The 26,387-nt window shown below is 34.0% G+C and carries 22 protein-coding genes; 16 read left to right on the top strand and 6 right to left on the bottom strand.

Annotated elements, in window-relative coordinates:
• Nucleotides 1-45: 45 nt before the first annotated feature.
• Together ggt and IRZ83_RS11605 are read right to left on the bottom strand one after the other, a co-directional pair.
• Complete coding sequence (gene ggt / locus IRZ83_RS11610; protein WP_194568934.1) at nt 46-1,728, bottom strand: gamma-glutamyltransferase; 1,683 nt, start codon at nt 1,726-1,728, stop codon at nt 46-48.
• Nucleotides 1,729-1,763: 35 nt separating this feature from the next.
• Nucleotides 1,764-2,348, bottom strand: a complete 585-nt coding sequence (locus IRZ83_RS11605; RefSeq protein ID WP_029273615.1) for an ACP phosphodiesterase — start codon at nt 2,346-2,348, stop codon at nt 1,764-1,766.
• Between the two features lie 258 nt (nt 2,349-2,606).
• On the opposite strand from IRZ83_RS11605, the gene glmM reads away from it, so the two are divergent.
• The gene (gene glmM / locus IRZ83_RS11600) at nt 2,607-3,995 is read left to right on the top strand and encodes a phosphoglucosamine mutase (protein WP_194568932.1); all 1,389 of its coding nucleotides are present in this window, start codon (nt 2,607-2,609) and stop codon (nt 3,993-3,995) included.
• A 78-nt stretch (nt 3,996-4,073) separates the two neighbouring features.
• Here the strand turns inward: glmM and IRZ83_RS11595 are convergent, their stop codons facing one another.
• Both IRZ83_RS11595 and IRZ83_RS11590 read right to left on the bottom strand, forming a co-directional pair.
• The gene (locus IRZ83_RS11595) at nt 4,074-5,558 is read right to left on the bottom strand and encodes a glycosyl hydrolase (RefSeq protein WP_194568930.1); all 1,485 of its coding nucleotides are present in this window, start codon (nt 5,556-5,558) and stop codon (nt 4,074-4,076) included.
• Nucleotides 5,559-5,771: 213 nt separating this feature from the next.
• The gene (locus IRZ83_RS11590; protein ID WP_029273612.1) at nt 5,772-6,644 is read right to left on the bottom strand and encodes a lysophospholipid acyltransferase family protein; all 873 of its coding nucleotides are present in this window, start codon (nt 6,642-6,644) and stop codon (nt 5,772-5,774) included.
• A 112-nt stretch (nt 6,645-6,756) separates the two neighbouring features.
• Here IRZ83_RS11590 and IRZ83_RS11585 point away from each other — a divergent pair, with 112 nt between their 5' ends.
• From IRZ83_RS11585 to msrA, 3 genes are all read left to right on the top strand, one after another.
• Complete coding sequence (locus tag IRZ83_RS11585) at nt 6,757-7,404, top strand: rhomboid family intramembrane serine protease (protein WP_194568928.1); 648 nt, start codon at nt 6,757-6,759, stop codon at nt 7,402-7,404.
• Nucleotides 7,405-7,457: 53 nt separating this feature from the next.
• On the top strand, nt 7,458-8,147 hold the full coding sequence (locus IRZ83_RS11580) for an SIMPL domain-containing protein (protein ID WP_194568926.1): 690 nt from the start codon (nt 7,458-7,460) through the stop codon (nt 8,145-8,147).
• A 266-nt stretch (nt 8,148-8,413) separates the two neighbouring features.
• Nucleotides 8,414-8,908: a peptide-methionine (S)-S-oxide reductase MsrA gene (gene msrA, locus IRZ83_RS11575; RefSeq protein WP_029273609.1), complete on the top strand. Its 495-nt coding sequence runs from the start codon at nt 8,414-8,416 to the stop codon at nt 8,906-8,908.
• A 263-nt stretch (nt 8,909-9,171) separates the two neighbouring features.
• On the opposite strand, the gene IRZ83_RS11570 is transcribed toward msrA, so the two are convergent.
• Together IRZ83_RS11570 and IRZ83_RS11565 are read right to left on the bottom strand one after the other, a co-directional pair.
• On the bottom strand, nt 9,172-10,146 hold the full coding sequence (locus tag IRZ83_RS11570; RefSeq protein WP_194568924.1) for an NAD(P)H-quinone oxidoreductase: 975 nt from the start codon (nt 10,144-10,146) through the stop codon (nt 9,172-9,174).
• 11 nt (nt 10,147-10,157) lie between these two features.
• On the bottom strand, nt 10,158-10,715 hold the full coding sequence (locus IRZ83_RS11565) for a hypothetical protein (protein WP_194568922.1): 558 nt from the start codon (nt 10,713-10,715) through the stop codon (nt 10,158-10,160).
• Between the two features lie 128 nt (nt 10,716-10,843).
• Between IRZ83_RS11565 and IRZ83_RS11560 the strand changes: the two genes are divergently transcribed.
• The 12 genes from IRZ83_RS11560 to IRZ83_RS11505 all read left to right on the top strand — a co-directional run bounded on the left by IRZ83_RS11560 (nt 10,844) and on the right by IRZ83_RS11505 (nt 25,795).
• Nucleotides 10,844-11,734 (top strand): LysR family transcriptional regulator, encoded by an 891-nt coding sequence (locus tag IRZ83_RS11560; RefSeq protein ID WP_194568920.1) that lies wholly within the window; start codon nt 10,844-10,846, stop codon nt 11,732-11,734.
• Nucleotides 11,735-12,025: 291 nt separating this feature from the next.
• Nucleotides 12,026-13,564 (top strand): sensor histidine kinase, encoded by a 1,539-nt coding sequence (locus IRZ83_RS11555; protein ID WP_194568918.1) that lies wholly within the window; start codon nt 12,026-12,028, stop codon nt 13,562-13,564.
• 14 nt (nt 13,565-13,578) lie between these two features.
• Nucleotides 13,579-15,528, top strand: coding sequence for a sigma 54-interacting response regulator (locus IRZ83_RS11550; RefSeq protein ID WP_194568916.1), 1,950 nt, complete (start codon nt 13,579-13,581; stop codon nt 15,526-15,528).
• Between the two features lie 395 nt (nt 15,529-15,923).
• Nucleotides 15,924-16,712 carry an alpha/beta hydrolase gene (locus tag IRZ83_RS11545; RefSeq protein ID WP_194568914.1) on the top strand — a complete coding sequence of 263 codons (789 nt, stop codon included), beginning with the start codon at nt 15,924-15,926 and terminating at the stop codon, nt 16,710-16,712.
• A gap of 46 nt (nt 16,713-16,758) precedes the next feature.
• Entirely contained in the window at nt 16,759-17,778 is a 1,020-nt protein-coding gene (locus tag IRZ83_RS11540; RefSeq protein WP_194568912.1) for an alpha/beta fold hydrolase, read from the top strand.
• Nucleotides 17,779-17,811: 33 nt separating this feature from the next.
• On the top strand, nt 17,812-19,581 hold the full coding sequence (locus tag IRZ83_RS11535; protein WP_194568910.1) for an amidohydrolase: 1,770 nt from the start codon (nt 17,812-17,814) through the stop codon (nt 19,579-19,581).
• Between the two features lie 209 nt (nt 19,582-19,790).
• Nucleotides 19,791-20,810, top strand: coding sequence for an MBL fold metallo-hydrolase (locus tag IRZ83_RS11530; RefSeq protein ID WP_194568908.1), 1,020 nt, complete (start codon nt 19,791-19,793; stop codon nt 20,808-20,810).
• Between the two features lie 14 nt (nt 20,811-20,824).
• Nucleotides 20,825-22,198, top strand: a complete 1,374-nt coding sequence (locus IRZ83_RS11525) for an alginate export family protein (RefSeq protein ID WP_194568888.1) — start codon at nt 20,825-20,827, stop codon at nt 22,196-22,198.
• 71 nt (nt 22,199-22,269) lie between these two features.
• Nucleotides 22,270-22,743, top strand: a complete 474-nt coding sequence (locus tag IRZ83_RS11520) for a nuclear transport factor 2 family protein (protein WP_194568886.1) — start codon at nt 22,270-22,272, stop codon at nt 22,741-22,743.
• Between the two features lie 37 nt (nt 22,744-22,780).
• Nucleotides 22,781-23,737, top strand: coding sequence for a polysaccharide deacetylase family protein (locus IRZ83_RS11515; protein ID WP_194568884.1), 957 nt, complete (start codon nt 22,781-22,783; stop codon nt 23,735-23,737).
• 74 nt (nt 23,738-23,811) lie between these two features.
• On the top strand, nt 23,812-24,918 hold the full coding sequence (locus IRZ83_RS11510) for an alkene reductase (RefSeq protein WP_194568882.1): 1,107 nt from the start codon (nt 23,812-23,814) through the stop codon (nt 24,916-24,918).
• Between the two features lie 451 nt (nt 24,919-25,369).
• Nucleotides 25,370-25,795 (top strand): hypothetical protein, encoded by a 426-nt coding sequence (locus IRZ83_RS11505; RefSeq protein ID WP_194568879.1) that lies wholly within the window; start codon nt 25,370-25,372, stop codon nt 25,793-25,795.
• The last annotated feature ends 592 nt before the right edge of the window (nt 25,796-26,387 follow it).

The following is a 26,387-nucleotide window of genomic DNA, read 5'->3' as shown; positions in this document are numbered from 1 at the left end:
ATAACATTCAAAATTGTATAATTTTTAAGACAAATATTTTATAATTTAAAAACCAACTGCAGTATCATCACCTCGAAAATCAGCACCGCCTTCAAGATTTTTATTGGGCAGAACCAAAATGCAATCTAATTTTCCAATTACTGGCGTTGTTTTTTCATTAATTAAATATCCTTTTGCTTTTAATTTGTCAATTGTATTATTGTCAAAAGCATTAGGTTCAAATGTTATTAAATCCGGAAGCCACTGATGATGAAAACGGGGTGCATTTACCGCATCCTGCATACTCAGATTGTATTCGTAAACATTTAAAATTGCCTGTAGTACAGTTGTAATAATCGTAGAACCGCCTGGCGAACCAACGACCATAAACAGCTTTCCGTTTTTCTCGACAATCGTAGGTGTCATCGAACTGAGCATTCTTTTTTGAGGGGCAATGCTGTTGGCTTCATTTCCTACTAAACCAAACATATTTGGAGATCCAGGCTTGGCGCTGAAATCGTCCATTTCGTTGTTTAAAAAGAAACCCAGCTCATCGCAATAGTATTTTGAACCGAAACCGTCATTTATGGTTGTCGTTGCTGCAACTGCATTTCCTTGAGCATCTACAATAGAATAATGTGTTGTTTCAAGACTTTCGTTGTACGTTACCTTTCCTTCTTTTATTTCTGAAGATAAACTTGCTTTTTCTACATTAAAATTAGACATTCTTTCTTTTAAATATGGATCATCCAGTAAAGTCTTAATTGGAATTTTTACAAAATCTGGATCACCTAAAAATTGGCTTCTGTCTGCGTAAGCTCTTCTTTCAGCTTCGACAATTACCTGAATAGATTCTTCCGAATTATGTCCCATTTTTGATAAGTCATAGGGAGCGATCATTTTTAGGATTTGAGCAAGACAGATTCCACCACTGCTTGGCGGGGACATCGAAGTGATTTTTAAATCTTTATAATTAAACTGCAGAGGTTTTCTCCATTTAGCTTCATAACTGGCTAAATCCTTAAGTGTAATTATTCCGCCTTTTTTCTGGAGGTAATCAACTAAAATCTTTGCACTTTCACCCTTATAAAATTCGTCTTTTCCGTTTTTTAAAATTCTCTTTAGAGTTTGAGCAAGCGCCGGATATTTTATGGTATCATTTTCTTTGAATTTTCCAGCCATTAGCGTGGTTGGACCATTAACTTTTACAATAGCATCATGATAATTTTCAAGCTGTTTTTGTTGCTTTATAGTAACAATTACACCTCTTTCAGCCAGAGCAATTACAGGTTTTAAAATTTCTGACATTGGCAGAGAGCCTAATTTTTTATGAACGGCAAAAATACCGGCAATAGTTCCAGGAACGCCAATTGCTAGAGCTGTCTCAGTACTTTTTCCTTTAATAACATTTCCGTCTTTATCTAAAAACATATCTTTTGTGGCTGCTAAGGGTGCTTTTTCGCGGTAGTCTAGTGAGCCTACTTCGCCATTGGCTTTTCGGTATACCATAAAGCCGCCGCCTCCAAGATTTCCAGCAAACGGATACGCGACTGCAAGGGCTAATTCGGTGGCAACCATAGCATCAAAAGCATTACCTCCTTTTTTCATGATTTCGACACCAATTTTTGATGCTTCGGCTCGAGCAGAAACAACCATAGCTTTTGAAGCTACTAATCCGGTTGGTTTTACAGTTTGTTGTGCGAAACCAAAAAGAGAAACAAAATAAAGTAAGAAAGTGGTTTTTTTCATAAAAAGAATATAGGTTTTATAAAATCAGCTAGATTTTACAATGAATGCAGTTTTTGTTTTGCCTGCTGTTGAATTTCTTCAAAAAACAAGGTGAATTCCTGCTCAAATTCGTCATAGAATTCTTTTAGTTCTTCGCTGGCAAATTGCATTTTAGATATGTTTTTTGATCTTCGATCCATCTGAGTTAAAATTTGATGAATACCTTCGACTGTTCGATAGCTCAAAAGCCAGTTTCTTTCGATCATGTAAGGCATTAAACCTTGTGTTTTTTCAGTCAGGATAGAATAGTTTTCGTGTAATGAATTGTAAAATCTATTAATGAAATCTTCCAGTTTTTCGTCAGAATATTTGCTCCAGTTTTTAGCTAAAAAATGATCGTAAACAATGTCTACAATCACGCCGGCATAATGATGATATTTTTCATGCAAACGCTTTGTGCTTTGCCTGAAAATATCGTGCGAATCAGTATAAGTATCAATAAATCGATGCAAAATAATTCCTTTTTGAACATCTTGAGGAAAATGCTCAAACTGTTTACCGCGAATTCCATCGGCCATAAAATTACCAATTTTGATCAAATCATTGTCTCCTGAAAGATATATATGGGCTAGGAAGTTCATTTTTTTAAAGTTGCTGATGCACTAAGTTTTTTTTTAGATATCCCGAAACTTGGGGACTAAGCTGCTAAGCTTATTTTAGTAAAAGTATGAAAACTTTTTGACATCGTTTTTAAGGATTGGTATTTAGCTTCTAAACTTAACTATTTAATATCTCAGCATCTTAGTCTATTAGCAACTTTTTTAAAATCTTAGTCCCTTAGCAACTTAGTATCTTAGCAACTTTTCTATATTTGTATTTGGTAACCATAACTCACAAAAATGACTTTAATAAAATCGATCTCAGGTATACGAGGAACAATCGGGGGGAAAGTAGGAGATAACCTGACTCCTGTTGATGCGGTAAAATTTGCATCGGCATACGGAACTTTTCTTAAAAACAATACTTCAAAAGAAAAACTAACGGTTGTAATTGGTCGTGACGCCAGAATTTCTGGACCGATGATTCACAATCTTGTTGTAAATACTTTAATAGGTTTAGGAATTAATGTGATTGATCTTGGCCTTTCGACAACACCAACTGTAGAAGTTGCTGTTCCGCTAGAAAAAGCAGATGGAGGTATTATTTTGACTGCATCTCACAATCCAAAACAATGGAATGCTCTGAAATTGCTAAATGAAAAAGGAGAATTTTTAAGCGGAGATGAAGGAGCAAAAATTCTAGAAATTGCTGAAGCTGAAGCTTTCGATTTCTCTGATGTTGATAATTTAGGCGAAATTACTGTGAATGATGCTTATATGGATATTCATATCGACGAGGTTTTAAATTTGCCATTGGTTGATGTTGAAGCGGTAAAAGCGGCAAAATTTAAAGTAGTTGTTGATGGAGTAAATTCTTCTGGTGGAATTATTATTCCGAAATTATTAGAATTAATGGGTGTTGAAGTTGTTAAATTGTACTGCGAACCAAACGGACATTTTCCTCATAATCCAGAACCTTTAAAAGAACATTTAACGGATATTTCTGAATTGGTTGTAAAAGAAAAAGCAGATCTAGGAGTTGTTGTAGATCCAGATGTTGACCGTTTGGCATTTATTAGCGAAGACGGAGAAATGTTTGGAGAAGAATATACTTTAGTGGCTTGCGCCGATTATGTTTTGAGCAAAACACCTGGAAATACGGTTTCGAATATGTCATCTTCTCGTGCGTTGCGCGATGTTACAAATTTGCATAATGGAAGTTACGAAGCCAGCGCAGTAGGCGAGGTGAACGTTGTAGAATTAATGAAAAAAAATAATGCTATTATTGGTGGAGAAGGAAACGGCGGTATTATTTATCCAGAATCTCATTACGGAAGAGACAGCTTAGTTGGAGTTGCCTTATTCTTGACGCATTTGGCAAATAAGAAAATGTCAGTTTCAGCTTTGCGTGCTTCATACCCAGAATATTATATGAGTAAAAATAAAATCGAATTGACTCCGCAAATTGATGTTGATGCGATTTTAGTTGCAATGACAGAAAAATACAAAAACGAAGATATTACCACAATTGATGGTGTGAAAATTGATTTTGCTTCAGAATGGGTACATTTAAGAAAATCAAATACAGAGCCCATTATTCGTATTTATACAGAAGCTCCATCTCAAGAAAAAGCAGATGTATTAGCACTTCGAATTATTGATGAAATAAAAGCAATTGCTGGAATTTAATTTTAAATTTTAATCCAAATAAAAACACCTCTATCCAGTTTATGAAAGAGGTGTTTTTTTATTCTCGAAGCTTAGATTTTAATTCTTAATAATCTTAATTGATTTTTTAACCAAACCATACGAAGCATTTACAATATAAATTCCCGTGGCAAGTTTATCTCCAATTTTAATATCTTCATTGGTAAAATATTCATCTGAAGAATAACAAACAGCGCCTTTCATATCAACAATTTTTAAAGTTAATGGCTCTGTAATGGAAGATTTAATATGCAGGGTCGATTGGTTTTTAAAAGGATTTGGATAAACGTTAAAAGAATCTTTTTCTGCAATGGGATCGTTTACGCCTAAATTTGTTGCTACAACATCAATATAATTAAAATTCATATCGTTTGATTTGAATTTAATTTTCAGGTAAACTTCGCCTTTAGGCAAATTAATTCCGTTTACTATTTTGTCTGCATACGTTTGATATCCTCCAGTAACGGGAAAAGTTTCATCTGTTTTGACAATAACATTGTTTACGCTGATATCAAATTTCCCCGGAATCGTTGGTGATGCCACTCTAAAAGTAAGATTATAAGTTCCTGCGTCAGCCACATTCAGCATAAACTCGTTCCAATCTCCATTTTCAATAAAACATACATTTTGACCTGTTCCAGAATCTGTTGTATTTTGCAGGCCAGTTCCTTTCCTTCTGTAATGTTTGTTTGCCGTAATACGGCCAGGAACGTTCATTTTTTTATTCGTATAAGTTGCGTTTACATATTCAGTTCCGATAGGTTTCAAAACGCCGCTTGTCGGACTTAATAATTGTCCTTCTAACATGTCTGTCCAATCTGCAGGAACTCTTCCAGTAAACCAAGAATATCTGTAAATATCCGGATCGTTTTCAAAACTGGTAACTATATCTTTCATGAAAGCAATCTTTTGAGCTTCTGTTTGAATTACTCTATTGGCAAATTCAGTAACCCAAACCGGACGGTTATATTTTTTTAAGTTTCCTGTTACTCCAATTACAGAACCGGCTGTGTTATCATATGTATGAAATGCAATATAATCTACTTTACAATTTGGACATAAAAGAAAAAATTGATCGTGCCACGCAACAGGATCGCTAAATCCTCCATAATTATTTGGTCCATTATAAGCCGGCGAAGCACTTACTATTTCGAGATTTTTTGCGGCAGCAATTTTCTCAACATTTGCCCACGCATTTACAGCTTCCTGTGGTGTTAATCTTGCGCCGTCATTAAAATTGGGTTCATTAAAAGCTAATAAATATTTAGCGCCAGGTTTTATTTTGCTGATAAAAGTCTGTACATCGGCATCACTTTGTTTTCCCCAAGCCATTGGTACATATTCAAGTCCAATAGATTCGTAGTTGGCATTTGTGTCATTTTCTGGTATAGTTCCCCAATTATACCACCAAGAAATTCCGGGTTTAAGCGCTAATAAATCTGCTGTAGAATTGTTTACGTACGCGATGCCTCGTTTCGGACTTTGAGCAAAAGCTGTTGTCGAAATGAATGCTATTAAAAATGCAAAAAATAATTTTTTAATCATGAGTTATAATTTTGATTTGGTTTTTTGGGATAGGATTTAGTCAACTTCAAATGTATGCTGTTTATTGAAATTATCATTTTTTCAAATTCAAAAAAAATCATTACAAAAACCCATCAAAATATCTTTTATAAGTTTTAGAACAGTTTTAAGAACTTTTGCAAAATAAAAAAGTCTGAAAAAGCGACATTGCTTTTTCAGACTTTAATTTTGTTTTTACTGAACTCTATGTTTCCATCTTTTATGTGTCCATAAATAATATTCTGGAGCTTCAAGGATTTGTTTTTCTACTTCACGCAAATACATTTCCGTCACTTCAAAATTTTCATATTCTTTTGGATTATCTGCAATCGGAACAATTGTCGCTTCATAATATCCTCTTCCAACTTTTTTTACTTTGATGAAAATAACGCTCAAATCGTATTTTTTAGCCAGCATTTCTGCTCCAGTGTGCACGGGAACTTCAATTCCCATAAATTTCATCGAATGAAAAATTCGGTCTAATTTAGGAGATTGGTCGCTTGCTAAACCGTATAAACTTAATATTCCGTCGCGCTGATTTTGAGCCATCATCGGAATTGCCTTTTTAGTTTCGACTAATTGAGCATCATATTTCCCTCTAATTTTTCGAACTAATTTATCAAAATAAGGATTGGCAATTTTTTTGTAAACAGCAACACCGTTAAATAACATTCTTTTATTAAGAGTTAACAGCCACTCCCAGCTCGCATAGTGCGAAGCGACTAAAATTACGCTTTTGCCTTTTCTTTCATATTCATGAAAAAGATCCATATTGGTAATGGTAAATCTTTTTTCCATTTCCTCAGGCGTAATACTCATCGTCTTGATCATTTCTAAGAACATATCGCACATGTGCTGATAAAATTTCTTTTCAATTTCTCTTCTTTCTTCAACACTTAAATGTGGTAAAGTAAGGGCTAAGTTTTCGCGAACCACTTTTTTGCGATACCCCACGACTCTGTAAATAATAAAATATACAAAATCTGAAAACCAATAAAATATGCGAAAAGGAAGTATAGAGATAAGCCAAAGCAAAGGATAGGCTAAAATATAAACGAGAAATTGCATGTAATTTTTTTTTACAAATATAAAGCAAAAATGAATAACCACGGATATTTTGGTTTGCAGCCAACTTGTATAGGAGAATGACTATATTTACATTTCACATTAAACATTTTTTATGAATACCGTTAATACCATTTTAGTTGGGATTATAGTTGCCAATGCCTTGATTAGTTATAAAGGTTTTAATGATTATGCCTTTTTTAGGAAATACGAATTTCATGTCGGAAGCATTCGTTGTGGAGAACAGATCAGAATGATTTCATCTGGTTTTTTGCATGCCGATTATATGCATTTATTTTTTAATATGCTGACACTTTGGTTTTTTGCACCTGTTGTAATACAGTGGATGGGAAGTATTTCTTTCGCTTTAATTTATTTTGGAAGTTTAATTTTTGGAAGTCTGCTTACAATGCTCTTCCATAAAAACGATTACAGCTACCGCGCCGTTGGAGCTTCTGGTGCTGTAACGGGTGTTTTATATTCGGCAATTTTACTGCAGCCTGATATGATGCTGGGGATTTTTGGTATAATTCCGATTCCGGCATATCTTTTCGGAATTTTATATTTATTGTATTCAATTTACGGAATGAAAGCCAAGAATGATAATATTGGACACACTGCACATTTTGGAGGTGCCATAGGCGGTTATTTGATTACTTTAGTGAAAGAACCTTCGTTAATTGTGGATCACAGCTTAATGGTAATTTTATTGGCAATACCAATTTTAATCCTTTTTGTTATGGCTAAATTAGGGAAGTTGTAATGCTGGCACAACTTTTGAAATATCCTTTTTAACAATTTTAAAATATAACAAAAATGAAAAAACTAGTATTATTTTTAACAATCATGTTTATGACTATGTCTTACGGCCAAGAAACCAAACAAATTCCTCAGATCAATGTAAATGGAGAAGGAAAAGTAAAAATAGCTCCAGATCAGGTTTCTATTTCAGCTACAGTTGAAACAAAAGGAAATAATGCTAAAGACGTCAAAAAACAAAATGACGAAAAAATGGATGCTGTATTAAAGTTCATCAAAAAAATGAATATTCCAGCAGCAGATTTTAGAACAAAACAAGTTGCGTTAAATCCGCAATACGATTACGAAAAAAAGAAAACAAGCTACAATGCTACACAAACTGTAGAAATTCTTCTAAAAGATTTATCTAAATATGATGAATTAATGGAAGGGTTGGTTCAACAAGGAATTAACCGTTTAGATAACGTTTCTTTTGAATCATCTAAATTATTGCAATACCAATCAGAAGCTAGAAAATTAGCTATTAAAGATGCTAAAGCTAAAGCAGAAGATTACGTATCAGTTTTAGGACAAAAAGTAGGTAAAGCAATAACTATTTCAGACAACTCTCAAGTATATCACCCGCAGCCAATGTATGCTGCAATGAGAATGAAAGAATCTGCAGATGCTGCGCCAGCAAATGAAACTTTAGCTATTGGAGAAATCGAAATCACAGCAAATGTAAGCGTAAGCTTTATATTAGACTAAGGCTTTTAAATCTCAATATTTTTTAAATTCCAAATTCCAATTTAATATTGGGGTTTGGATTTTTTTATTGTAAATTCTTCAAAGCAACTTACCAAATAATTTAGGACGTTTTAGTTTTTGAAGAGAAATTATAACTTAAATTCTGCTTTCTTTTCTGGAGAATACGTATCTTAGTAAATATGTTATTAATCGAAATTTTCAATTTTAGGTGAATAACTAAAATGTTTACTGATTGAACAATATTGATTTAAAAATTAATCTTATTTATGGAAAGTTTAAAAAAAGCTTATATAGCCGGTGGATGTTTTTGGGGAATGGAAGAACTGTTTCGTGTACGTCCAGGCGTAAAAGATACTCAGGTAGGTTACATTGGAGGGGATAATGAAAATCCAACTTATGAAAACCACCCGGGACATGCTGAAGGAATCGAAATTACGTATGATGCTAATCAAACTTCTTTTAAAGAACTGTTAGATTACTTTTTCAGAATGCATGATCCAACGACTGTTGACAGACAGGGAAATGACAGAGGCTCAAGTTACAGATCTGCAATATTCATTCAAAATGAAGAAGAAAAGCAAATTGCTGATGAAGTAATTAAAATCGTTGATCAATCGGGTAAATGGAACGGTAATGTAGTCACAACGCTAGAACCTTTTATTAAATTTTGGCCAGCTGAAGAATATCATCAAGATTATCTTATCAAACATCCAAATGGATATACTTGCCATTTTGAGCGATTTGGCACTTCTTTTTTATAAAATAAAGATGATAAATATCTAGGTTTAAACCTGGATTTCAGGATGGCACAAAAAACAATAAATTTATAGTGAACTAGGGGTAAATGCATAGCTAACCTTTATTTTATTGGATTACTTTCAAGTTTACAGGCGGTAAGATTGTAAATGACTTTCTAATAAGCATAGCTTATCTTAAAGGAGCGCATTCAGAAAACTGTAAAATACACCAGCAAATTTTAAAAACTAATTCAATGTGGTAATACTTTCAATACAAAAAAGAATTTTCATGATTTCCAGTCGAGTATTATTTTTCCAATATGGTTGCCATTTTCCATGCATTCGTGAGCACTTACAGCATTGCCGTACGAAAAAGTTTTGTAAACAACAGGTCTGAACTTCCCATTTTCAATTAATGGCCAGACATTTTTGAATACTTCTGCGGCTAATCGTTTTTTGTATTCGTAATTTCGTGCACGCAGTGTACTTCCTGAGATAGTGATTCTTTTTAGCATTAACTGCCAGATATCCAGTTCTACGTTTTTACCATTTTGGGCATTGATATGAATAAGCCTTCCTTCTTCGTTTAAAACAGTAAGATTCTTTTGAAAATAGTTTCCCGCTATCATATCAAGAATAACATCTACACCTTTGGTTTTTAAAATTTCTTCGAAGTCTTCTTTTTTATAATTTATAGAAAGAGCAGCACCTAATTCATAGCAATATTGTGCTTTTTCATCTGTGCCAACTGTTGTTATAACCTTTGAACCAAAAGCATGAGCAATCTGAATAGCTGTGATTCCGATACCGCTGCTGCCTCCGTGAACTAATAAAGTTTCGTCTGGTTTTAATTTTGCTCGTTCAAAAATATTAGACCAGACTGTAAATACTGTTTCAGGCAAACTGGCTGCCTCTATAAAATTTAAACCTTTAGGAATAGGTAAACATTGTCCTTCTTTTACAGTAACATATGATGCATAGCCTCCTCCGGGAAGTAAGGCGCAAACGTGATCACCTTTTTTCCATTGCGTAACTTCTGGACCACAGTCTACGATAATTCCAGATACTTCCAGCCCTGGTATTTCATTAGAAATACTGCTTGGAGCAGCATATTTTCCCTGACGCTGCAAAATATCACTTCTGTTAATGCCGGAAGCTTTTACCTGAATTAACACTTCATTTTGTGATGGAATTAAATCAGGAACTTCGGCCAATTGCAAAACTTCAGGCCCTCCAAATTTTGAGATTGTAATCGCTTTCATAATCTAATTTTTTAAAAAGGTAGATTATATTTTCCAAATAGCGCTTTGTTCTCAATACTTTTTGCAAACAGCGGTGTTTCTTCATGATTATGGGCGTCAGAAGCATCCTGTCTTGCTTTTGCAGCATCGGCTAGAGAAATTCCGTGTTGTTTGATGAAATCTAAAAATTCAGGAGTCGCGGTTGCATGAATGGTATTAGTAAATTTTGTTGTTGTATCATCTATTTTATCTGCTTTCAACTCCCAAAGAACCTGTACTTTAGATCTTCCGCCTGCAGTAATTGTATCAGAAATTGAAAGCATTCGGCAATAATCAGGACTATATTCATCAAAAATGTAATGCTGTACAACAAGTGCTGTTCCTACATATTCGACATTAATAGACATCGGTATACCTTCAAAATTAGAAGTTATTCCGGCAGCAATGTGGTTAACAGAGCAACGTTGATATTCTGCATCTGGCAGGTTAAGCAGCCAGTCGGCAATATTAATTTTTTCAATTGGAGCATTAATTATTGCTGAAACAATTGATGCTGATAATGCGTTTTCGGGTGTTTGTAAAATTTCCATCTTTTCTATTTTTTAATTAACTTATGTCAAAGGTCTGCAATATAAACCAATCGTGGAAATGAAATTTTTAAATGTAATCGATCGAAATTTTCGATTTAGAGTTTTACTTTTATAAAAAATTAAAGAAAATGGAACTTCGTCAATTGAAATACTTTGTCCGCGCGGCAGAACTTTTAAATTTCACTCAGGCTGCAGATGATTTATACATTACTCAAAGTACATTATCTCATCAAATAAAAGAATTAGAAAATTCATTAACGGTTCTTCTCTTTGACAGAGTAGGAAAGCGGGTTAAACTTACGGAAGCAGGTGAAATTATGCTGGATTACGCCCGAAAAACGATTCGTCAGGCAGAAGAAGGAAAGCAGGTTTTAATGGATTTGAATAATGTAAAAACCGGAAAAATAACGATCGGATCTACGTATGGACTGGTAAATTTACTGCTTCAAACGATCACGGAGTTTAATGAAGAATTTCCGGATATCCAGATTGAGGTTGTACTGGGGTCTACTTCAGATTTGATGCAGAAAATACGCTTGTATGAAATTGACTGTATGCTGTCTTTTATGCCTCCATCTGAAGATAAGCAGTTTGATATAATGCCATTATTCTCTGCCAATCTGTCTTTGATTCTTCATAAATCGCATCCGTGGAGTAAGCTTAAAAAAATAGGACTTGAAAAAATAACAGAATTACCTTTGGTATTGCCCTCTCCGAGTTTCAGTATCCGTAATTTTCTGGACGAAACGCTTCTAAAAAACAATATAAAATTGAAGGCAAAAATAGAAATCAATGATATCCATAGTTTATTGGAACTGGTTAGTACAAAAAAATGGTTTACTGTATTAATGAATTCATCCTTATTTGATTTTTCTGAACTTATTGCAGTTCCAATTGAAGGTAAAAATATGAGCCGTGAAGCCACTATAATATTTCCTGCGGGAATTTACAGAAAGGCGTCAATTTTACTTTTTCATAATTTAATAAAGAAAAAGGCTGAGATGACGAACTTAGCATAAGAGAATTGCAAATCTGCATTTTACTAAATTCTTTAAGTTTCTATTTTTTTAAATGACAATTGCATAATAAACAATTTCAACATTTATTTTGTGTAAAAAAGTTGGAAAGCCTGAACCAAAATGTTCTTTTATAAGGGCAAAACAAAAATCTCATCAAATTTTGCAGGTCTTTAAAGGAAAGCATAAATGAAAACAACGATATATCGTTGGTCTTAAAAAATATAATTTAAGAGTCTTAAAATCCAATTTATGAATAACTTTGGATGAGCATTTAACTCTTATTATAATTAGATGAAAACGTCTGCCTGCATAGAATACTTTATCGTTATCCTGCTGATAATAGGTAATTCGTTTGGTATAAATGCCCAGATCCCGCTGTATACGGAGATAGAGGTAAAAAAAGACGAAAGTTCCTTAAAAGAATTGCAGGGTATTGATAAGATAAAAACGTTATTAAAAGTAAGCGATTGGTATGAGGCTTCTTATAGTAACCCTATAACATTGCAAAAGGCATATCAATATGCTGAAGAAGCTCTTCAGATAAGTCAGGCACTTCATTCTAATATTTATTCCGGTAAATGTTATCTACAGCTTTCCATGGTGCAAGAGTTGAGAAATAACAATTCAATGATAGAAGTCAATGCCAGAAAAGCAATAGAAATGTTAAGTAAAACAAATCAAACAGATGATTTGGGAGAGGCATGGGTAATGGTATGGTCGGCCAAAATGCGTACTGATGCACCAATAGAAGAAAGATTGACGCCAATTTTTAAAGCCGCATCGTTATTTGAAAAGTCGGGAAACAATAAAAGAAGCGGTGACTGTTACAGAGAAATCAGCGAATTGTATTTTTCAATATCCGATTTTCACAACTCTCTAAATTCATTAAAAAAAGCGATATTTTTCTATAAAGCGGCCAATCTTAAAGAAAGCGATATTTATCCTATTTCCGTCAGGCTTAATATTATTTATGAGACCGAGAAGAAAAGCATGGATATTGTCAAACTTAAAAATAAAACCTTGTTGCAGCAAAGCAGGCTTAAGAATGAGGCATTTTTAAGAAATTCTATGATAACATTTTTGTTGCTTTTGCTTATCATTCTCGGCTTATTATACAAAAGGTTTACCTTTAAAAAGAGAACAAACAGACTTTTAGAAGTACAGCAGGAGGAAATCAATCAAAAAAATGTGGAGCTCCAAAATATGCTGGTGGAGAAAGAATGGCTTTTGCGCGAAATTCATCACAGAGTAAAAAATAACCTGCAAATGGTAGTAGGACTGCTTGCAAGTCAGGTTGAATTTTTGAAAAATGAAGAAGCGATCCAGGCGATCAACAACAGTCAAAACCGAATTTATTCAATGTCATTGATTCATCAGAAATTATATCAATCAGAAGATTTATCGATAATTAATATGCCGTCTTATATATTCGAATTAACCGAATATTTAAAAGATTCATTCGAAATCGGAAATGAAATACGATTTATACTTGATATTGATAGTTTTAACCTGCCTTTATCACATTCAATTCCTATTGGGCTAATTTTTAATGAAGCTGTTACTAATGCTATTAAATACGCCTTTCCCAACAATGAAAACGGCATAATAAATATTTCGCTTAAAACAACTGATAATCATAATTATACTTTAATTATTCAGGATAACGGGATCGGACTTCCTGATGATTTTGACCCTTATAACAATCCTTCATTAGGAGTGAAATTAATGCATGGACTTTCTGCAGATATTGATGGGAAGTTTCTAATCACTAATGCGGACGGTACTAAAATAACGCTGGAATTTACTTTCGACGAAAATAATTCTCATTAATTTAATTCTGCAAAATGGCAAAACCATTAAAAATTCTCATTGTTGAAGATCAGTTTGTTGAGGCAAATCATTTGCGGTTAATGCTCAAAAAAGCCGGTCACTCTATAATTGGCATGGCACGTTCGGTTCCTGATGCTAAATATTATATTGCTCAGGAAAAACCGGAATTGGTGCTTCTGGATATTTTTCTTTCCGGAAAAGAAACGGGTATTGATCTGGCTGAAAAACTAAAAGAAGATAATATTCCGTTTATTTATCTTTCTGCTAATTCTAATGAAGAAGTGCTCAGCAAAGCGAAACTAACTCATCCGTACGGCTTTTTAGTAAAACCTTTTAGAGAAAAAGATTTATTGGTAACAATTGAAATTGCCGAATATCATCAACAGCATGGCATTGAATCTTCTATCAGAAAAGAACTTTTGTTTCAAAAACAATTAAAAACAATAGTAACAAAAAGTGGCAATTGGGACGATCGGGTTCTTAATATCATTACTTCCCTGCAATCTCTTATTTCTTTTGATCTTGTAATGGCTGTTTTTTATATGGACAATAAATTATCAAGCAGAGTTTTGGGATATGCGAGAACAGGTTTGCACGAATATCAGAGAATTGGCATTGAAGAATTGCAGAATATCACTGCGTTAAAAGAATCTGAAATAAATGAATTACGAGATAGAAGCAGAGTGGAAACCGAAGCTACATTTTATAATAATCAGGATTTTGTAAAAATATGCGATAAAACTCCGATCAAAAAGCTAATCGCAAATTCAATGAACATGAAATCGAATTTAATGCTGCCCGTTCCTTTATCTCTCAGTGAGAATGGCGGACTGTATCTGTCTTTTTTCAGCAGAAGGCCTGATAATTATAACAAAAATCATTTAACGCTTTGTGAAAGGCTTCAAGAACCTTTAATTTATGCCATTGAAAATTTAATCAGTCATGACAAAAAATTAGACAAAAAAAATACGTCATCTGTAAATCCGGGTACGGGAAAAAAATTAAAGATATCAGGTTTTGAATCGATTGTAGGTAAAAGTCCGGCGCTGTTAAAAATATTCGATCATATTTTGCAAGTTGCGCCAGCCGATACAACCGTTTTAATTACTGGAGAAAGCGGCACGGGAAAAGAAAGTATTGCCCACAGTATTAAAGAGCTTTCTAATAGAAACAATCAGCCTTTTGTGAAAATAAACTGTTCTGCTCTGCCTGCAAGCTTAATTGAATCGGAACTATTCGGACATGAAAAAGGATCTTTTACAGGAGCATCAGAACGACGAATAGGTAAATTTGAACAAGCCGACAATGGTACTTTATTTTTGGATGAAATTGGTGATATGCCTTTAGAAATGCAGGCAAAGTTGCTTAGGGCAATTCAGGAAAAAGAAATTGAACGTGTTGGAGGAAATGCTTCCATAAAAGTAAACGTCCGAATTATTGCGGCTACCAATTGCAATCTGGAAAAAGAAGTTGCCGACGGCCGTTTTAGGCTTGATTTGTATTACAGGCTTAATGTATTTCCTATTCAACTGCCGCCATTGCGAGAGCGTAAAGAAGACATCGGACTTCTTGCCCGTCATTTTATTGCTTTCTATAGTTCTAAAACGGGGAAAAATGTGACCGAAATATCAGAAATCGCTTTAAAGAGTCTTTTATCCTATCAATGGCCGGGAAATATTCGTGAATTGGAGAATCTTATTGAAAGAAGTATTCTTTTAGCAAAGACAGATACCATTGAGCACATTCCGCTTCCGGCTTTTGAAGAAACCAAAATAAATAATAATACAAATGAATGGTACTTTAAAACTATTCAGGAAAATGAAAGAGAGCATATTATCAATGTACTTGAAAAATGCAACGGAAGAATCAGAGGAGCAGGCGGGGCATCAGAGATATTAGGACTTCCGCCGACTACGCTTGCTTCCAGAATGCAAAAATTGGGCATAAAGAGAAGTCATTTTTAAGTTAGGAGTTATAAGTTGTGAATTGTGAAATGTGAAATGTGAGTTGTGAGTTGTGAAATGTGAAATGCAATATGTGAAATGTGAAATGTGAAATGTGAATTATGAGTTAGGAGTTATAAATTGTGGAATCTAAATTTAGTCGAAATATATTTCGTTATATTTTACCTCCAAATTTTACATATTGCATTTCACATTTCACATTTCACATTTCACAATTCACAAATCAACTCACATTTCACAACTCAAAAAACGATATTAAGTTGCTTTAGTTTCGTTTTACGACGAAATACAGTCGTTTAAAATTATCGTTTAAATAATAAAGTAATGATAATCAAGTAGTTAATAAAAAGGTTCGGTTTTCGTTTATACTTTGGCATAACATTAAAATATGTATTATGCTGACTGAAAACCCTACTACAATACTTTTTATTACAGGTGCATTTGTAAGCAATAAATGCTGGGATGAATGGCAAACCTTTTTTGAGAGTAAAGGTTTTAAAACCCTTGCACCGGCATGGCCTTATAAAGATGCTCCAGTTGATGTTTTGCGCTCTCGTCATCCAGATCCGCAGATTGCAGGTTTGCGATTAACGCAGTTAATAGATCATTTTGAAAAAATAGCAAAAGACCTTCCTCAAAAGCCAATTATAATCGGCCATTCTATTGGCGGACTTACAGCTCAAATACTTTTACAACGCAATCTGGCTTCGGCTGCAATTGCTATACATTCGGTTCCGCCTCAGGGAATTATGACTTTTAAATTTTCCTTTTTAAAAGCAGGTTGGGGTCCTCTCGGTTTTTTTACTTCTGCAAAAAAAACTTTCTTAATGAGTTTTAGCCAGTGGCAGTATGCTTTTACTAATGGTATGCCCGAAGAATGGCAGGAAAAAGCATATTGTGACTATGTTATTCCTGAATCTAAGTTAATCGTCCGCGATACAATAACTTCAGCAGCAAGAGTAGATTTTCATACAGCCCACAATCCATTATTACTAATTGCAGGATCAACAGATCACACTATTCCGGAATCGCTCAATTATTCCAACTTCAAAAAATATACGCATAAAAATTCTATAACAGATTACAAGGTTTTTCCCGAAAGAAATCACTTTGTTTTAAATCAGCCCGGCTGGCAGGAAATCGCAGTCTTTATACAAGAATGGATTTCAAAATTGCCAGTATAAAAAATTATAATAACCCATTATTTAGTAACCAATTAAAATTAAAATTATGAAAACGAATTTATTAAACATTACTTTTTTAAACTTTAAAAGTAAAACAGCCCAGCTTATAACGTTTAGCTTTTTATTATTGACGTTAATTTCCTGTAATAAAAAAACAGAAGAAACTCCTGCAACAGAAACAACGCCTGTTGCATCGTCTGAAGCACCTCAAACTGAACCTGCAAATCCGCCAGCAAATTTTAAACATGCTTACGCAGATGTAAACGGAGTTAAAATTCACTATGTAATTGGAGGAAAAGGTGATCCTCTTGTATTGGTTCATGGTTTTGGACAAAATTGGTACATGTGGAATCGTCTGCTGCCAGAACTTTCAAAACATTTTACAGTTATCGCTCCAGACTTGAGAGGTGTGGGAGAATCTGATAAGCCAGAAGGAGGATATGATAAAAAAAACATGGCAAAAGATATTCATGAACTAGTTAAAAAATTAGGATATAATAATATCAATTTAGCAGGACATGATATTGGACTTATGGTAGCTTATGCATACGCGGCGCAATACGGAAGTGAAGTTAAAAAAGTAGCTTTAATGGATGCGCTACTTCCTGGTATAGAACCTGTTTGGTCGCAAGTTTCGGCTTCGGCATGGTGGTTTGGATTTTTTGCGTGGCCGGCTTCAGGAGATATTGTGAGCGGGAAAGAGAAAGAATTTTTAACGAATTTCTGGCCGGTTGTAGGACATGCAAAAGACCCTTTTACAGCTGAAGAAACGGCAGAATTTATTAGAGCCTATTCTGTTAAAGATGGCGCAAAATCTACTTTTAAATGGTTTGGAGCATTTCCTCAGGACGGAAAAGACAATTTGGTTTTGGCCAAAACGAAACTTAAAATGCCTTTGCTTGCAATGGGTGGCGAATATTTTGCGGCTGCATTCCTGAAAGACCATTCTAAATTAGTTGCCGAAAATGTAACCGAATCGAAAATTGCTGGTTCTGGGCACTGGCTGGTTCAGGAAAATACGGCACAAGTTCAAAAAGATTTACTGGCATTTTTTCTTTCAAAATAAAACTCCAAAAACAGACCAATTAAATCTAAAAAAATGAAGCAAATATTTTTAATACTATTATTTTTCTTTGGTCTGTTGGTACAGTCTCAGGAAAAAGCAGACCTAATTGTCTATAACGGGAAAATTGCAACAATGCAGAAATCCAATGAATTTGTTCAGGCACTGGCGATAAAAAACGGAATTATTCTGGCAACAGGAACTTCAAAAAACATTTTAGAAAGTTATAAAACCACAGCAACAAAAATCATTGATGCAAAAGGCAAAACTGTAGTGCCAGGTTTAAACGACAGTCATATTCATGTGATTCGTGAAGGACTTAATTATAATTCAGAATTGCGTTGGGATGGTGTAAAAACACTGAAAAAAGCAATGGAAATGTTGAAAGAACAAGCAGCAAGAACACCGCCCGGAGTTTGGATTAAAGTTATTGGAGGCTGGAATGAATTTGGATTCGAAGAAAAAAGACAGCCCACTATTGAAGAAATAAACGCCGCAGTTCCAGACAAACCTGTTTTCATAACCTATTTATATGGTAAAGCATTTTTGAATAAAAAAGGAATCGAAGTTTTAGGCTATACTAAAGATACACATTATGAAGGAAGCGTTTTGGAACAAGATAAAAACGGAAATTTAACCGGATTAATGTTTGCAAAAGAAACGCCAAAAGCCATTTATACCACTTTAGGACTAACCACAAAGTTGACTCCCGAAGAAAGGATCAACAGTTCGCTTCAGTTTAACCGAGAACTCAATCGCTTTGGTTTAACATCGGCGATTGATGCAGCTGGTGGATCACAAAATTTCCCGTCAGATTATGCGACTTCGATGGAATTGGCCAAACAGGGAAAACTGAATCTTAGAATTTCGTATTATCTCTTTGCACAGCAAAAAGGCAAAGAACTTCAGGATTATGAAAAATGGGTTGCTGAAACGGTTATCAATAAAAATGATAATCTTTTGACAGCCAACGGTTATACCGAAGAAGGAGCGGGAGAAAATATTGTGGCCTCTGCAGCAGATTTCGAAAACTTTCTGGAACCAAGAATTGTACTTTCTGATGAAATGGAAAAAGATCTTGAACCCATTATTCGCTTGCTTGTTAAGAACAGATGGCCATTTCGATTGCATGCCACTTACGGCGAATCGATTGACAAAATGCTGCATGTTTTTGAGAAAGTCAATAAAGAAATTCCGTTTAACGGATTGCGCTGGTTTTTTGATCATGCCGAAACCATTACACCTCAGGAATTGGAAAGAGTAAAAGTATTAAACGGAGGAATCGCAGTTCAGTTTAGAATGTACTTTCAGGGAGAATTATACGAGAAAATGTATGGTGCTCCTAAAACACAACTGCCTCCTATTAAAAAAATGCTTGAAATGGGAATTCCTGTCGGAATGGGAACTGATGCAACGCGCATTTCAACATACAACCCGTGGATGGCACTGCATTGGCTCATTACCGGAAAAACTTTAGGAGGCATGCAGTTTTGGCCAAAAGATCAGGTGTTGGATAAGTTCACCGCACTTCAATTGTACACTTCAGGAAGCGCCTGGTTTTCTGGCGAAGAAAAAGAAAAAGGAAAACTGATAAAAGGAATGTATGCTGATTTTTCGATTTTATCAGAGGATTATTTTACAATTTCAGCAGACAAAGTTCGAAATATCGAATCGGATTTGACAATTGTAAATGGAAAAATAGTATACGCTACCAGAGATTTTAAAACATTTGATCCTGAAATTGCTCCGGTAATTCCAGATTGGTCGCCAGTAAAATACTTTGGTGGCTATCAAAAGAAGCAGTAAAAAGTAAAAATGTGAAAAAATGTGAAATGTGAAATGTAAGATGTGATTTGTGAAATGTAAGATGTGAAATGTGAAATGTGAAATGTGAAAATAAAAATGAGCAGTTTATATATCACATTTCAAACCTCAAACCTCACATTTCACATTTTACATCTTACATTTCACAAATCACAACTCACCACTCACAACTCACCATTAAAATTTAGATCATGAAAATTCAAAAAATAATTTTGCGATTGGCAATTATCCTACTTTGTGTTTCAGCCAATACAGAGGCATATGCACAATTTCCAATGCCCGATCATGTACCCATTTGGGACGCCAACAAAGTAACTTTAAAATTGCATAAAATTGCAGAGAATGTATATGCAGTTTCTCCAAGTACAACTGAAACAGAAACCACAAAAGGAATTGCCCAGGCTACTTCGGCAGGATTTATTGTTGGTGATAAAGGGGTTTTGCTAATCGAAACAATGCTAAGTAAAGGATTGTACGATCAACTTTATAAACTAATCCGATCTGTTACGCCAAAACCTATTATTTATGCCATAAATACCAGCGATCACGGTGATCATTGTTTTGGGAATTATTTGCTTCCAAAAGAAACTATTGTAATTCAGAACGAATTCTGCAAAGAAAATCTGGCTAAAAATTACGATAATATCAAACAGTTTATGATTATGCTTTTTGGTAAAGGAAGAGGAATTGAAGAAAGTGTGTACCGTCCAGCGGATATTACAATAGCAATCAATCAGACGATGAAAATTGATATGGGAAAAGGCAATATTGTGGAGGTAATTAATGTGGGAACGGCACAATCTCCGGCAGATCTTTTTGTGTATTTAAAATCAGCTTCAGGGAATGTGTTGTGGGCAGGAAACCCTTTTATTGCAGAAAGCCCGACAATTCCGTGGTTGTTTGATGGCTACTTTTTAGAACCGGTACAAAACCTGAACAAAATTTACAATATGATTTCGGATAAAGATATTGTAGTTCCCGGACACGGACGCATTACGAATAAAGCCGGAATCAAATATACCATCGATTATGTAACGGCTTTGCAATCGAATGTGGAGCAGGCAGTGAAGAAAGGCTTGACATTAGAAGAAACCAAAGCTGCTGTAACCATGAAAGAATTTAATAAAGGTTACGAACTTTTTAACTGGCTTCATTTTAATTTCAATGTGCCAAATGCGTACAAGGATATTAAGCAAAATGGGGTTAAGTAATTAAAAATTGAATTATGAAAAACAAGATCCTATTAGTGATTTTAATGCTTTCATTTTCTGGTTTTGCACAGCGGTATCCTGATTTTAAATCACTTCGGTTTGATGAAAATTATGGGTTTTTGAAAAACGATACCGTAAGCAATGGCTGGTATAAAACAGTGAAATTCCTGCCAGTTTCTGCTTCTAAAGAAACCTATATCAGTTTTGGGGGCGATATACGTTTTCAGTACTTCTATGCTAAAAATGAAAATTGGGGCGATGGTCCGCAGGATAACGATGGTTATGTTTTAGGAAGATATTTATTTCATGCCGATTTTCATGCCGGAAAATTTTTTAGAACTTTTGTTCAGACGCAAAGCAGTATGGCAGATGGTAGAATTGATCCGAATCCTGTAGAACAAAACCCGCTTGAAGTACATCAGGCTTTTGCAGATTTTAATATTATAAATGAGGACAATAAAAAACTTATTTTAAGAGTAGGAAGGCAGGAACTCACTTACGGATCACAGCGTTTGGTGGCTGTTAGAGAAGGACCTAACAACAGACAATCGTTTGACGGAATAAAAGCTATAGTGTCCAGACAAAATTTAACAACAGACTTTTTTTATACACATTACGTCGTAGCACACGATGGTATTTTTGATGATGCATCGAATAAGGACAGGCAACTATGGGGAAGTTATTTTGTCTTTAATAAAATACCAGCAATCAAAAACATTGATATTTATTATTTAGGTTATGAGAGGGCTAATGCTGCTTTTAATGATGCATCGGGTAAAGAAAACCGACAGTCTGTAGGCACAAGAATTTGGGGAAAAACAGAAAACTGGCGTTATGACGGAGAAGCTGTTTACCAATTTGGTACTGTAGAGGCTAAAAACATTAGTGCGTGGACGGCTTCGATTAATGCAGGTTATCGTTTTAATGCTGTGAAGTTTCGTCCCGAAATTGGTTTTAAAACTGAAGTAATCAGCGGAGATAAAACGGCAGGCGATACAAGTTTGCAAACCTTTAATCCGCTATTTCCAAGAGGTGCTTATTTTGGTCTTGCTTCTGTTATCGGACCTTCCAATTTAATTGATTTTCATCCTTCATTGAGTTTAGAAGTAGCTAAAAATGTAGAGTGGGTTATTGATTATGATATGTTTTGGAGATACAGCAGCAACGACGGTATTTATGCACCTAATACAACTTTGATTTATCCGGGAGATACAACAACCGAAAAGAAAATAGGAAATCAGCTCGAAAGTGAAATCATCTGGGAACCCAATCAATATTTGTATTTCAGACTCGAAGCAACTTGGTTTCAGGCCAAAGAGTACATTCAGGCATCTGGAACAGGTAAAAATATATTCTTTACGGGAATTACGATGCAGCTTCATTTTTAAGCGTAGAATGCAGTTAGGTCAAAATAATTAAAAAAAACAATCTTATGAAAAAAGGGGTCTTTAAAACAAAAATGAAAATTATAAAATGGATAGTGGTGATGCTATTGATTAATTTTTCGGCACAAGCGCAAGTTTATACTGACGAAGAAATCAAAACAAAAGAAACTGCAGAAAAGTTCTTTAAATATATAGCAGAAAAAGATCCCGAAAAGATTGCCTCTATGGTTGCTGAAAAAGTGGACTGGTATATTTTCGAATCGAAATATATGCCTTGGACGGGACATCGCTCCAAACGCGAAGAAATTTCAGAATTGTTTAAAACGCTCTTTAGTTATTTTTTTGATGGAAGCGAAAAACTTGAAGCACAGTCTTTTTTATTGAGGGGAAAGGAAGTTGCTGTTTTTGGTTTTGTCGAAAGAACTGTGAAAAAAAATGGCAAACATTTTAAAATGCCACTTGCGATTCATATTACAGTGGAAAATAATTTGATAAGCAAATTTTCACTCTATGAAGAAACATTGATTATTGAAAAAGTGCTTAAATAAAAAGCAATAAATACTATCAAACCTAACATTATAAAATATGAAAGACAGACGAACATTTCTAAAACAAGCAAGCCTTGTTGGAATTGCAGGATTGTTGCCAACAAACACTTTACTTGCAGGTGATTTACAACCAAAATTACAAACTAATGAAGAAGTTTCTCCAACTAAGTGGGCTGACGGATCACGTTTGGTCGTATCCGTTTCTATGCAGTTTGAAGCGGGGGGACAACCTGTAAATTCAGAGAGCCCGTTTCCGCAAAATATGCAGAAAGGATTTGTAGATCTTCCGGGTGAGAGCTGGTATCAATACGGATATAAGGAAGGAATACCGAGAATGCTGGACAACTGGGATAACTTCGGAATCAAAGTGACTTCACATATGGTAGGATCAGCAGTATTTAAAAATCCGGAACTAGCAAAGGAAATAGTACAAAGAGGACATGAAGCCGCTGCTCACGGAATGGATTGGGCTACGCAATATTCTATGCCTTATGAAACAGAGAAAAAGTTCATCAAAGACGGAGCAGATGCCATAAAAAAAGTAACTGGTTTTGAACCCGTTGGTTATAATGCAAACTGGTTAAGACGCGGCACAAATACACTCGAAATTTTGCAGGAATTGGGTTTTAAATATCATATTGATGATTTAAGCCGCGACGAGCCCTTTTTATTAAAGGTAAAAGGAAATGATTTTGCGGTGGTTCCGTATACGATACGCTGTAACGATATTGTATTAGTAGAAGGGAAAAATTTTAGCGCAGATCAATTTGCCCGTCAGGTGATAATGGAATTTGATCAGCTGTATAAGGAATCCGAAAAAAAGCGGAGACAGCTCTCAATAAGTTTTCACGATCGAATAGGAGGCACACCGCAAATGGTTAGCGCGACTACAGAAATCATCAGCTACATTCAAAAACATAAAGGAGTAAGTTTTAAAAGAAAAGATGAAATTGCTCAAATGGCTTATCAGGATAAGAGCATTATACGCGAATGATGATGCAAGGGCAATTAAGTGTTTGATTTTAAAATAAAAAAATAAACTTTTTATGTATAAAAACAATAAATAATATGAAGTATCAGAAATTATTTCAGCAGTACAATTTAAGTGGCAATCATTTAGAAAATCGCTTTTTAATGGCTCCAATGACGCGTTCTAGAGCTTCACAGCCGGGCGATATTCCCAATGCATTGATGGCAGAATATTACGCGCAACGAAGCACAGCCGGTATCATAATTACAGAAGCAGTTCAGGTTTCTTTACAAGGAAAGGGCTACGCTAAAACTCCTGGAATTTACAGTAAAGAACAAAAGGAAGGCTGGAAATTAGTAACAGAGGCAGTACATAAAAACGGAAGTAAAATATTTTTGCAGTTATGGCATGTTGGGAGAGTAAGCAGTTCAAAAGTTAATGGATTACAGCCTATAGCTCCTTCAGCATTATTAGCTCAAAATACAAATGTTTATATATTTGATGGTGCTGTTAATGGAGATGCAACTTTTGTTCCGGTAGAACAACCTCGAGAAATGGACAAAACGGATATAAATACTGTAATTGACGAATTTGTAAAGGGCGCAAAAAATGCTATTGAAGCCGGTTTTGACGGAGTTGAAATTCACGGTGCAAACGGTTATTTGATTGATCAATTTTTGCGAAGCAATAGCAATACAAGAACTGATGAATATGGAGGAACAAAGCAGAAAAGAATTCGTTTACTGATTGAAATTTCGCAAGCAGTAGCTAATGCAGTCGGAAAAGAAAAAACAGGAGTAAGACTTTCTCCTTTTATCAGTTTTAAAGATATGAACGATCCGGAAATATTACATACTATAATGCTTGCAGTCAAAAAACTAAATAAACTTGATATAGCTTATATTCATCTTTGTGAGGCAGATTGGGATGATGCTCCTCAAATTCCAGTAGATTTTAGAATAGATCTTAGATCTAATTTCAAAAATACAATTATTGCTACTGGTAATAAAACTCCTGAAGAGGGTGAGATGTTACTTCAAGAAAATTTAGTCGATTTAATTGGGTTTGGAAGAAATTTTTTAACTAATCCAGATTATCCTGCAAGAGTAGAAAGAAATCTAAGCTTAAATCAAATTATAGACAATCATACCTTATTTGGAGGTGGTACAGAGCGAGGTTATACAGATTATCCCTTTATGAAGTAAAAACGAACCAGATTAAAACATCAATTTTTTAATATTTTTCAATTGGTTTTACGCTTAATTTGTTGATATTTAATATTCTAGTTTAATTAAAAAAAAAATAGTTCACTCCTTCTTTTAATGTAAAATTTCTAATAAACAGCCTTACGTTTTTGTAGCAGAAAAGGTATCCACTTCCCAGACAGATGGCATTATATATAAAAATGCTATTAAAAGCTAAAGAGCAATAAAGACATAACTACAAGTTTTTTCCTACTGATTAGAATAATTCTAAATGTTAGATTAATTGTTTTTTATACTCCAATTCATACTAAATTAGCCATTATTTAAAAAGTACTGTTTTTAAAATCAAAACACCAATTTTTTGATTTAGCAGCCTTAGCAATATTATATATCCAATTGTGAAGAATTGTATATAAACTGTCTTGTAATAATTTAATTAGAAATATTATCCATGTATACTATAAATACGCAACTTGCCTATTTTAAATACAATTTAGATTCTAAAAAATTAATTGTAAATATTAAATGGTTTAAACTTGATAAGTTTAGCAATTTAAATTTACAGGCACTTTCTTTTAACAAATCAGATCTTGAGCTATTTAAAAGATTTATAGATGAGAATCAACATAACTTTCCTAGTTCTTACTTTGTTGAAGAAACCAGAAAAGAAGGATTTGACCTGCTGGTCAGTAATGATTTATCTGAAAGTTTATTGCCTTGGTATCTTATTTTGTCAAAAAATACGAGTTTAAATAATCAAATTTATAGAGCGATGAACATTGTCTTAATGGATAAAAATTATGAATTCAACATTGACTACACTTTGGATTTTGACGTAATAGGGAAAATTGAAGTTTATAAGCTAATTAAAGAATAGAAAATAATTCAATTTACCATTTAAATTAACCAAATTATAATTGCGTATTGAATTCAGATTCGAATAATTCAATCTTTAAGTAAATTATTTAAAAACAAAACGACTCAAATAACTATTAAGGATAGTAATTGAATTAATTTCATATTACATCATATATAGTATGTGGATAGTGTAAGGCATTTGATTTTGGAACTTTATACATCGAATTCAAATTAAGAATATGTTGTCTATAGCGATTTTTTTAATTTACTAAAGCTGCATGTACCACAATTCTCCCATAAATGCATGTAAAATTTAAGTATTTGTTACTACTTAAAAAACTGGTTTTATAATTTTTCAAATTTTAATATCAAATTGATCTTATATAAGGGTTCATAAAGTTGTTATAGAACAGCAATAAAAATTATCAGTTCGATAAAAACGTACTTTTTCCAAAGGGCGATGTTATGAAAAACTTTAAAAAGAAAGAAAATTCTTTATTAATTAAAAAATAAATTATATTCTAAATTTAGCATTATCAGATTGTTAAGAAAAAGTTTTAAAAAAAAATAAAAAAAAGCGAAAAAAAAACTTGTAAATGCTGATAAACTGA

Source organism: Flavobacterium sp. JLP (genome assembly GCF_015350755.1).
GTDB lineage: Bacteria > Bacteroidota > Bacteroidia > Flavobacteriales > Flavobacteriaceae > Flavobacterium.
This window is presented reverse-complemented; position numbering and strand designations above follow the sequence as displayed.

Excerpts from the sequence above, each read along its gene's own strand:
- glmM (WP_194568932.1), top strand. The coding sequence starts at position 2,607 with ATGACTTTAATAAAATCGATCTCAGGTATACGAGGAACAATCGGGGGG.
- IRZ83_RS11555 (WP_194568918.1), top strand. The coding sequence starts at position 12,026 with ATGAAAACGTCTGCCTGCATAGAATACTTTATCGTTATCCTGCTGATA.
- IRZ83_RS11595 (WP_194568930.1), bottom strand. The coding sequence starts at position 5,558 with ATGATTAAAAAATTATTTTTTGCATTTTTAATAGCATTCATTTCGACA.
- IRZ83_RS11525 (WP_194568888.1), top strand. The coding sequence starts at position 20,825 with ATGAAAAACAAGATCCTATTAGTGATTTTAATGCTTTCATTTTCTGGT.
- IRZ83_RS11540 (WP_194568912.1), top strand. The coding sequence starts at position 16,759 with ATGAAAACGAATTTATTAAACATTACTTTTTTAAACTTTAAAAGTAAA.
- IRZ83_RS11520 (WP_194568886.1), top strand. The coding sequence starts at position 22,270 with ATGAAAATTATAAAATGGATAGTGGTGATGCTATTGATTAATTTTTCG.
- IRZ83_RS11560 (WP_194568920.1), top strand. The coding sequence starts at position 10,844 with ATGGAACTTCGTCAATTGAAATACTTTGTCCGCGCGGCAGAACTTTTA.
- IRZ83_RS11550 (WP_194568916.1), top strand. The coding sequence starts at position 13,579 with ATGGCAAAACCATTAAAAATTCTCATTGTTGAAGATCAGTTTGTTGAG.
- IRZ83_RS11510 (WP_194568882.1), top strand. The coding sequence starts at position 23,812 with ATGAAGTATCAGAAATTATTTCAGCAGTACAATTTAAGTGGCAATCAT.
- msrA (WP_029273609.1), top strand. The coding sequence starts at position 8,414 with ATGGAAAGTTTAAAAAAAGCTTATATAGCCGGTGGATGTTTTTGGGGA.
- IRZ83_RS11580 (WP_194568926.1), top strand. The coding sequence starts at position 7,458 with ATGAAAAAACTAGTATTATTTTTAACAATCATGTTTATGACTATGTCT.
- IRZ83_RS11590 (WP_029273612.1), bottom strand. The coding sequence starts at position 6,644 with ATGCAATTTCTCGTTTATATTTTAGCCTATCCTTTGCTTTGGCTTATC.
- IRZ83_RS11545 (WP_194568914.1), top strand. The coding sequence starts at position 15,924 with ATGCTGACTGAAAACCCTACTACAATACTTTTTATTACAGGTGCATTT.
- IRZ83_RS11505 (WP_194568879.1), top strand. The coding sequence starts at position 25,370 with ATGTATACTATAAATACGCAACTTGCCTATTTTAAATACAATTTAGAT.
- IRZ83_RS11605 (WP_029273615.1), bottom strand. The coding sequence starts at position 2,348 with ATGAACTTCCTAGCCCATATATATCTTTCAGGAGACAATGATTTGATC.
- IRZ83_RS11585 (WP_194568928.1), top strand. The coding sequence starts at position 6,757 with ATGAATACCGTTAATACCATTTTAGTTGGGATTATAGTTGCCAATGCC.
- IRZ83_RS11565 (WP_194568922.1), bottom strand. The coding sequence starts at position 10,715 with ATGGAAATTTTACAAACACCCGAAAACGCATTATCAGCATCAATTGTT.
- IRZ83_RS11530 (WP_194568908.1), top strand. The coding sequence starts at position 19,791 with ATGAAAATTCAAAAAATAATTTTGCGATTGGCAATTATCCTACTTTGT.
- IRZ83_RS11535 (WP_194568910.1), top strand. The coding sequence starts at position 17,812 with ATGAAGCAAATATTTTTAATACTATTATTTTTCTTTGGTCTGTTGGTA.
- ggt (WP_194568934.1), bottom strand. The coding sequence starts at position 1,728 with ATGAAAAAAACCACTTTCTTACTTTATTTTGTTTCTCTTTTTGGTTTC.
- IRZ83_RS11515 (WP_194568884.1), top strand. The coding sequence starts at position 22,781 with ATGAAAGACAGACGAACATTTCTAAAACAAGCAAGCCTTGTTGGAATT.
- IRZ83_RS11570 (WP_194568924.1), bottom strand. The coding sequence starts at position 10,146 with ATGAAAGCGATTACAATCTCAAAATTTGGAGGGCCTGAAGTTTTGCAA.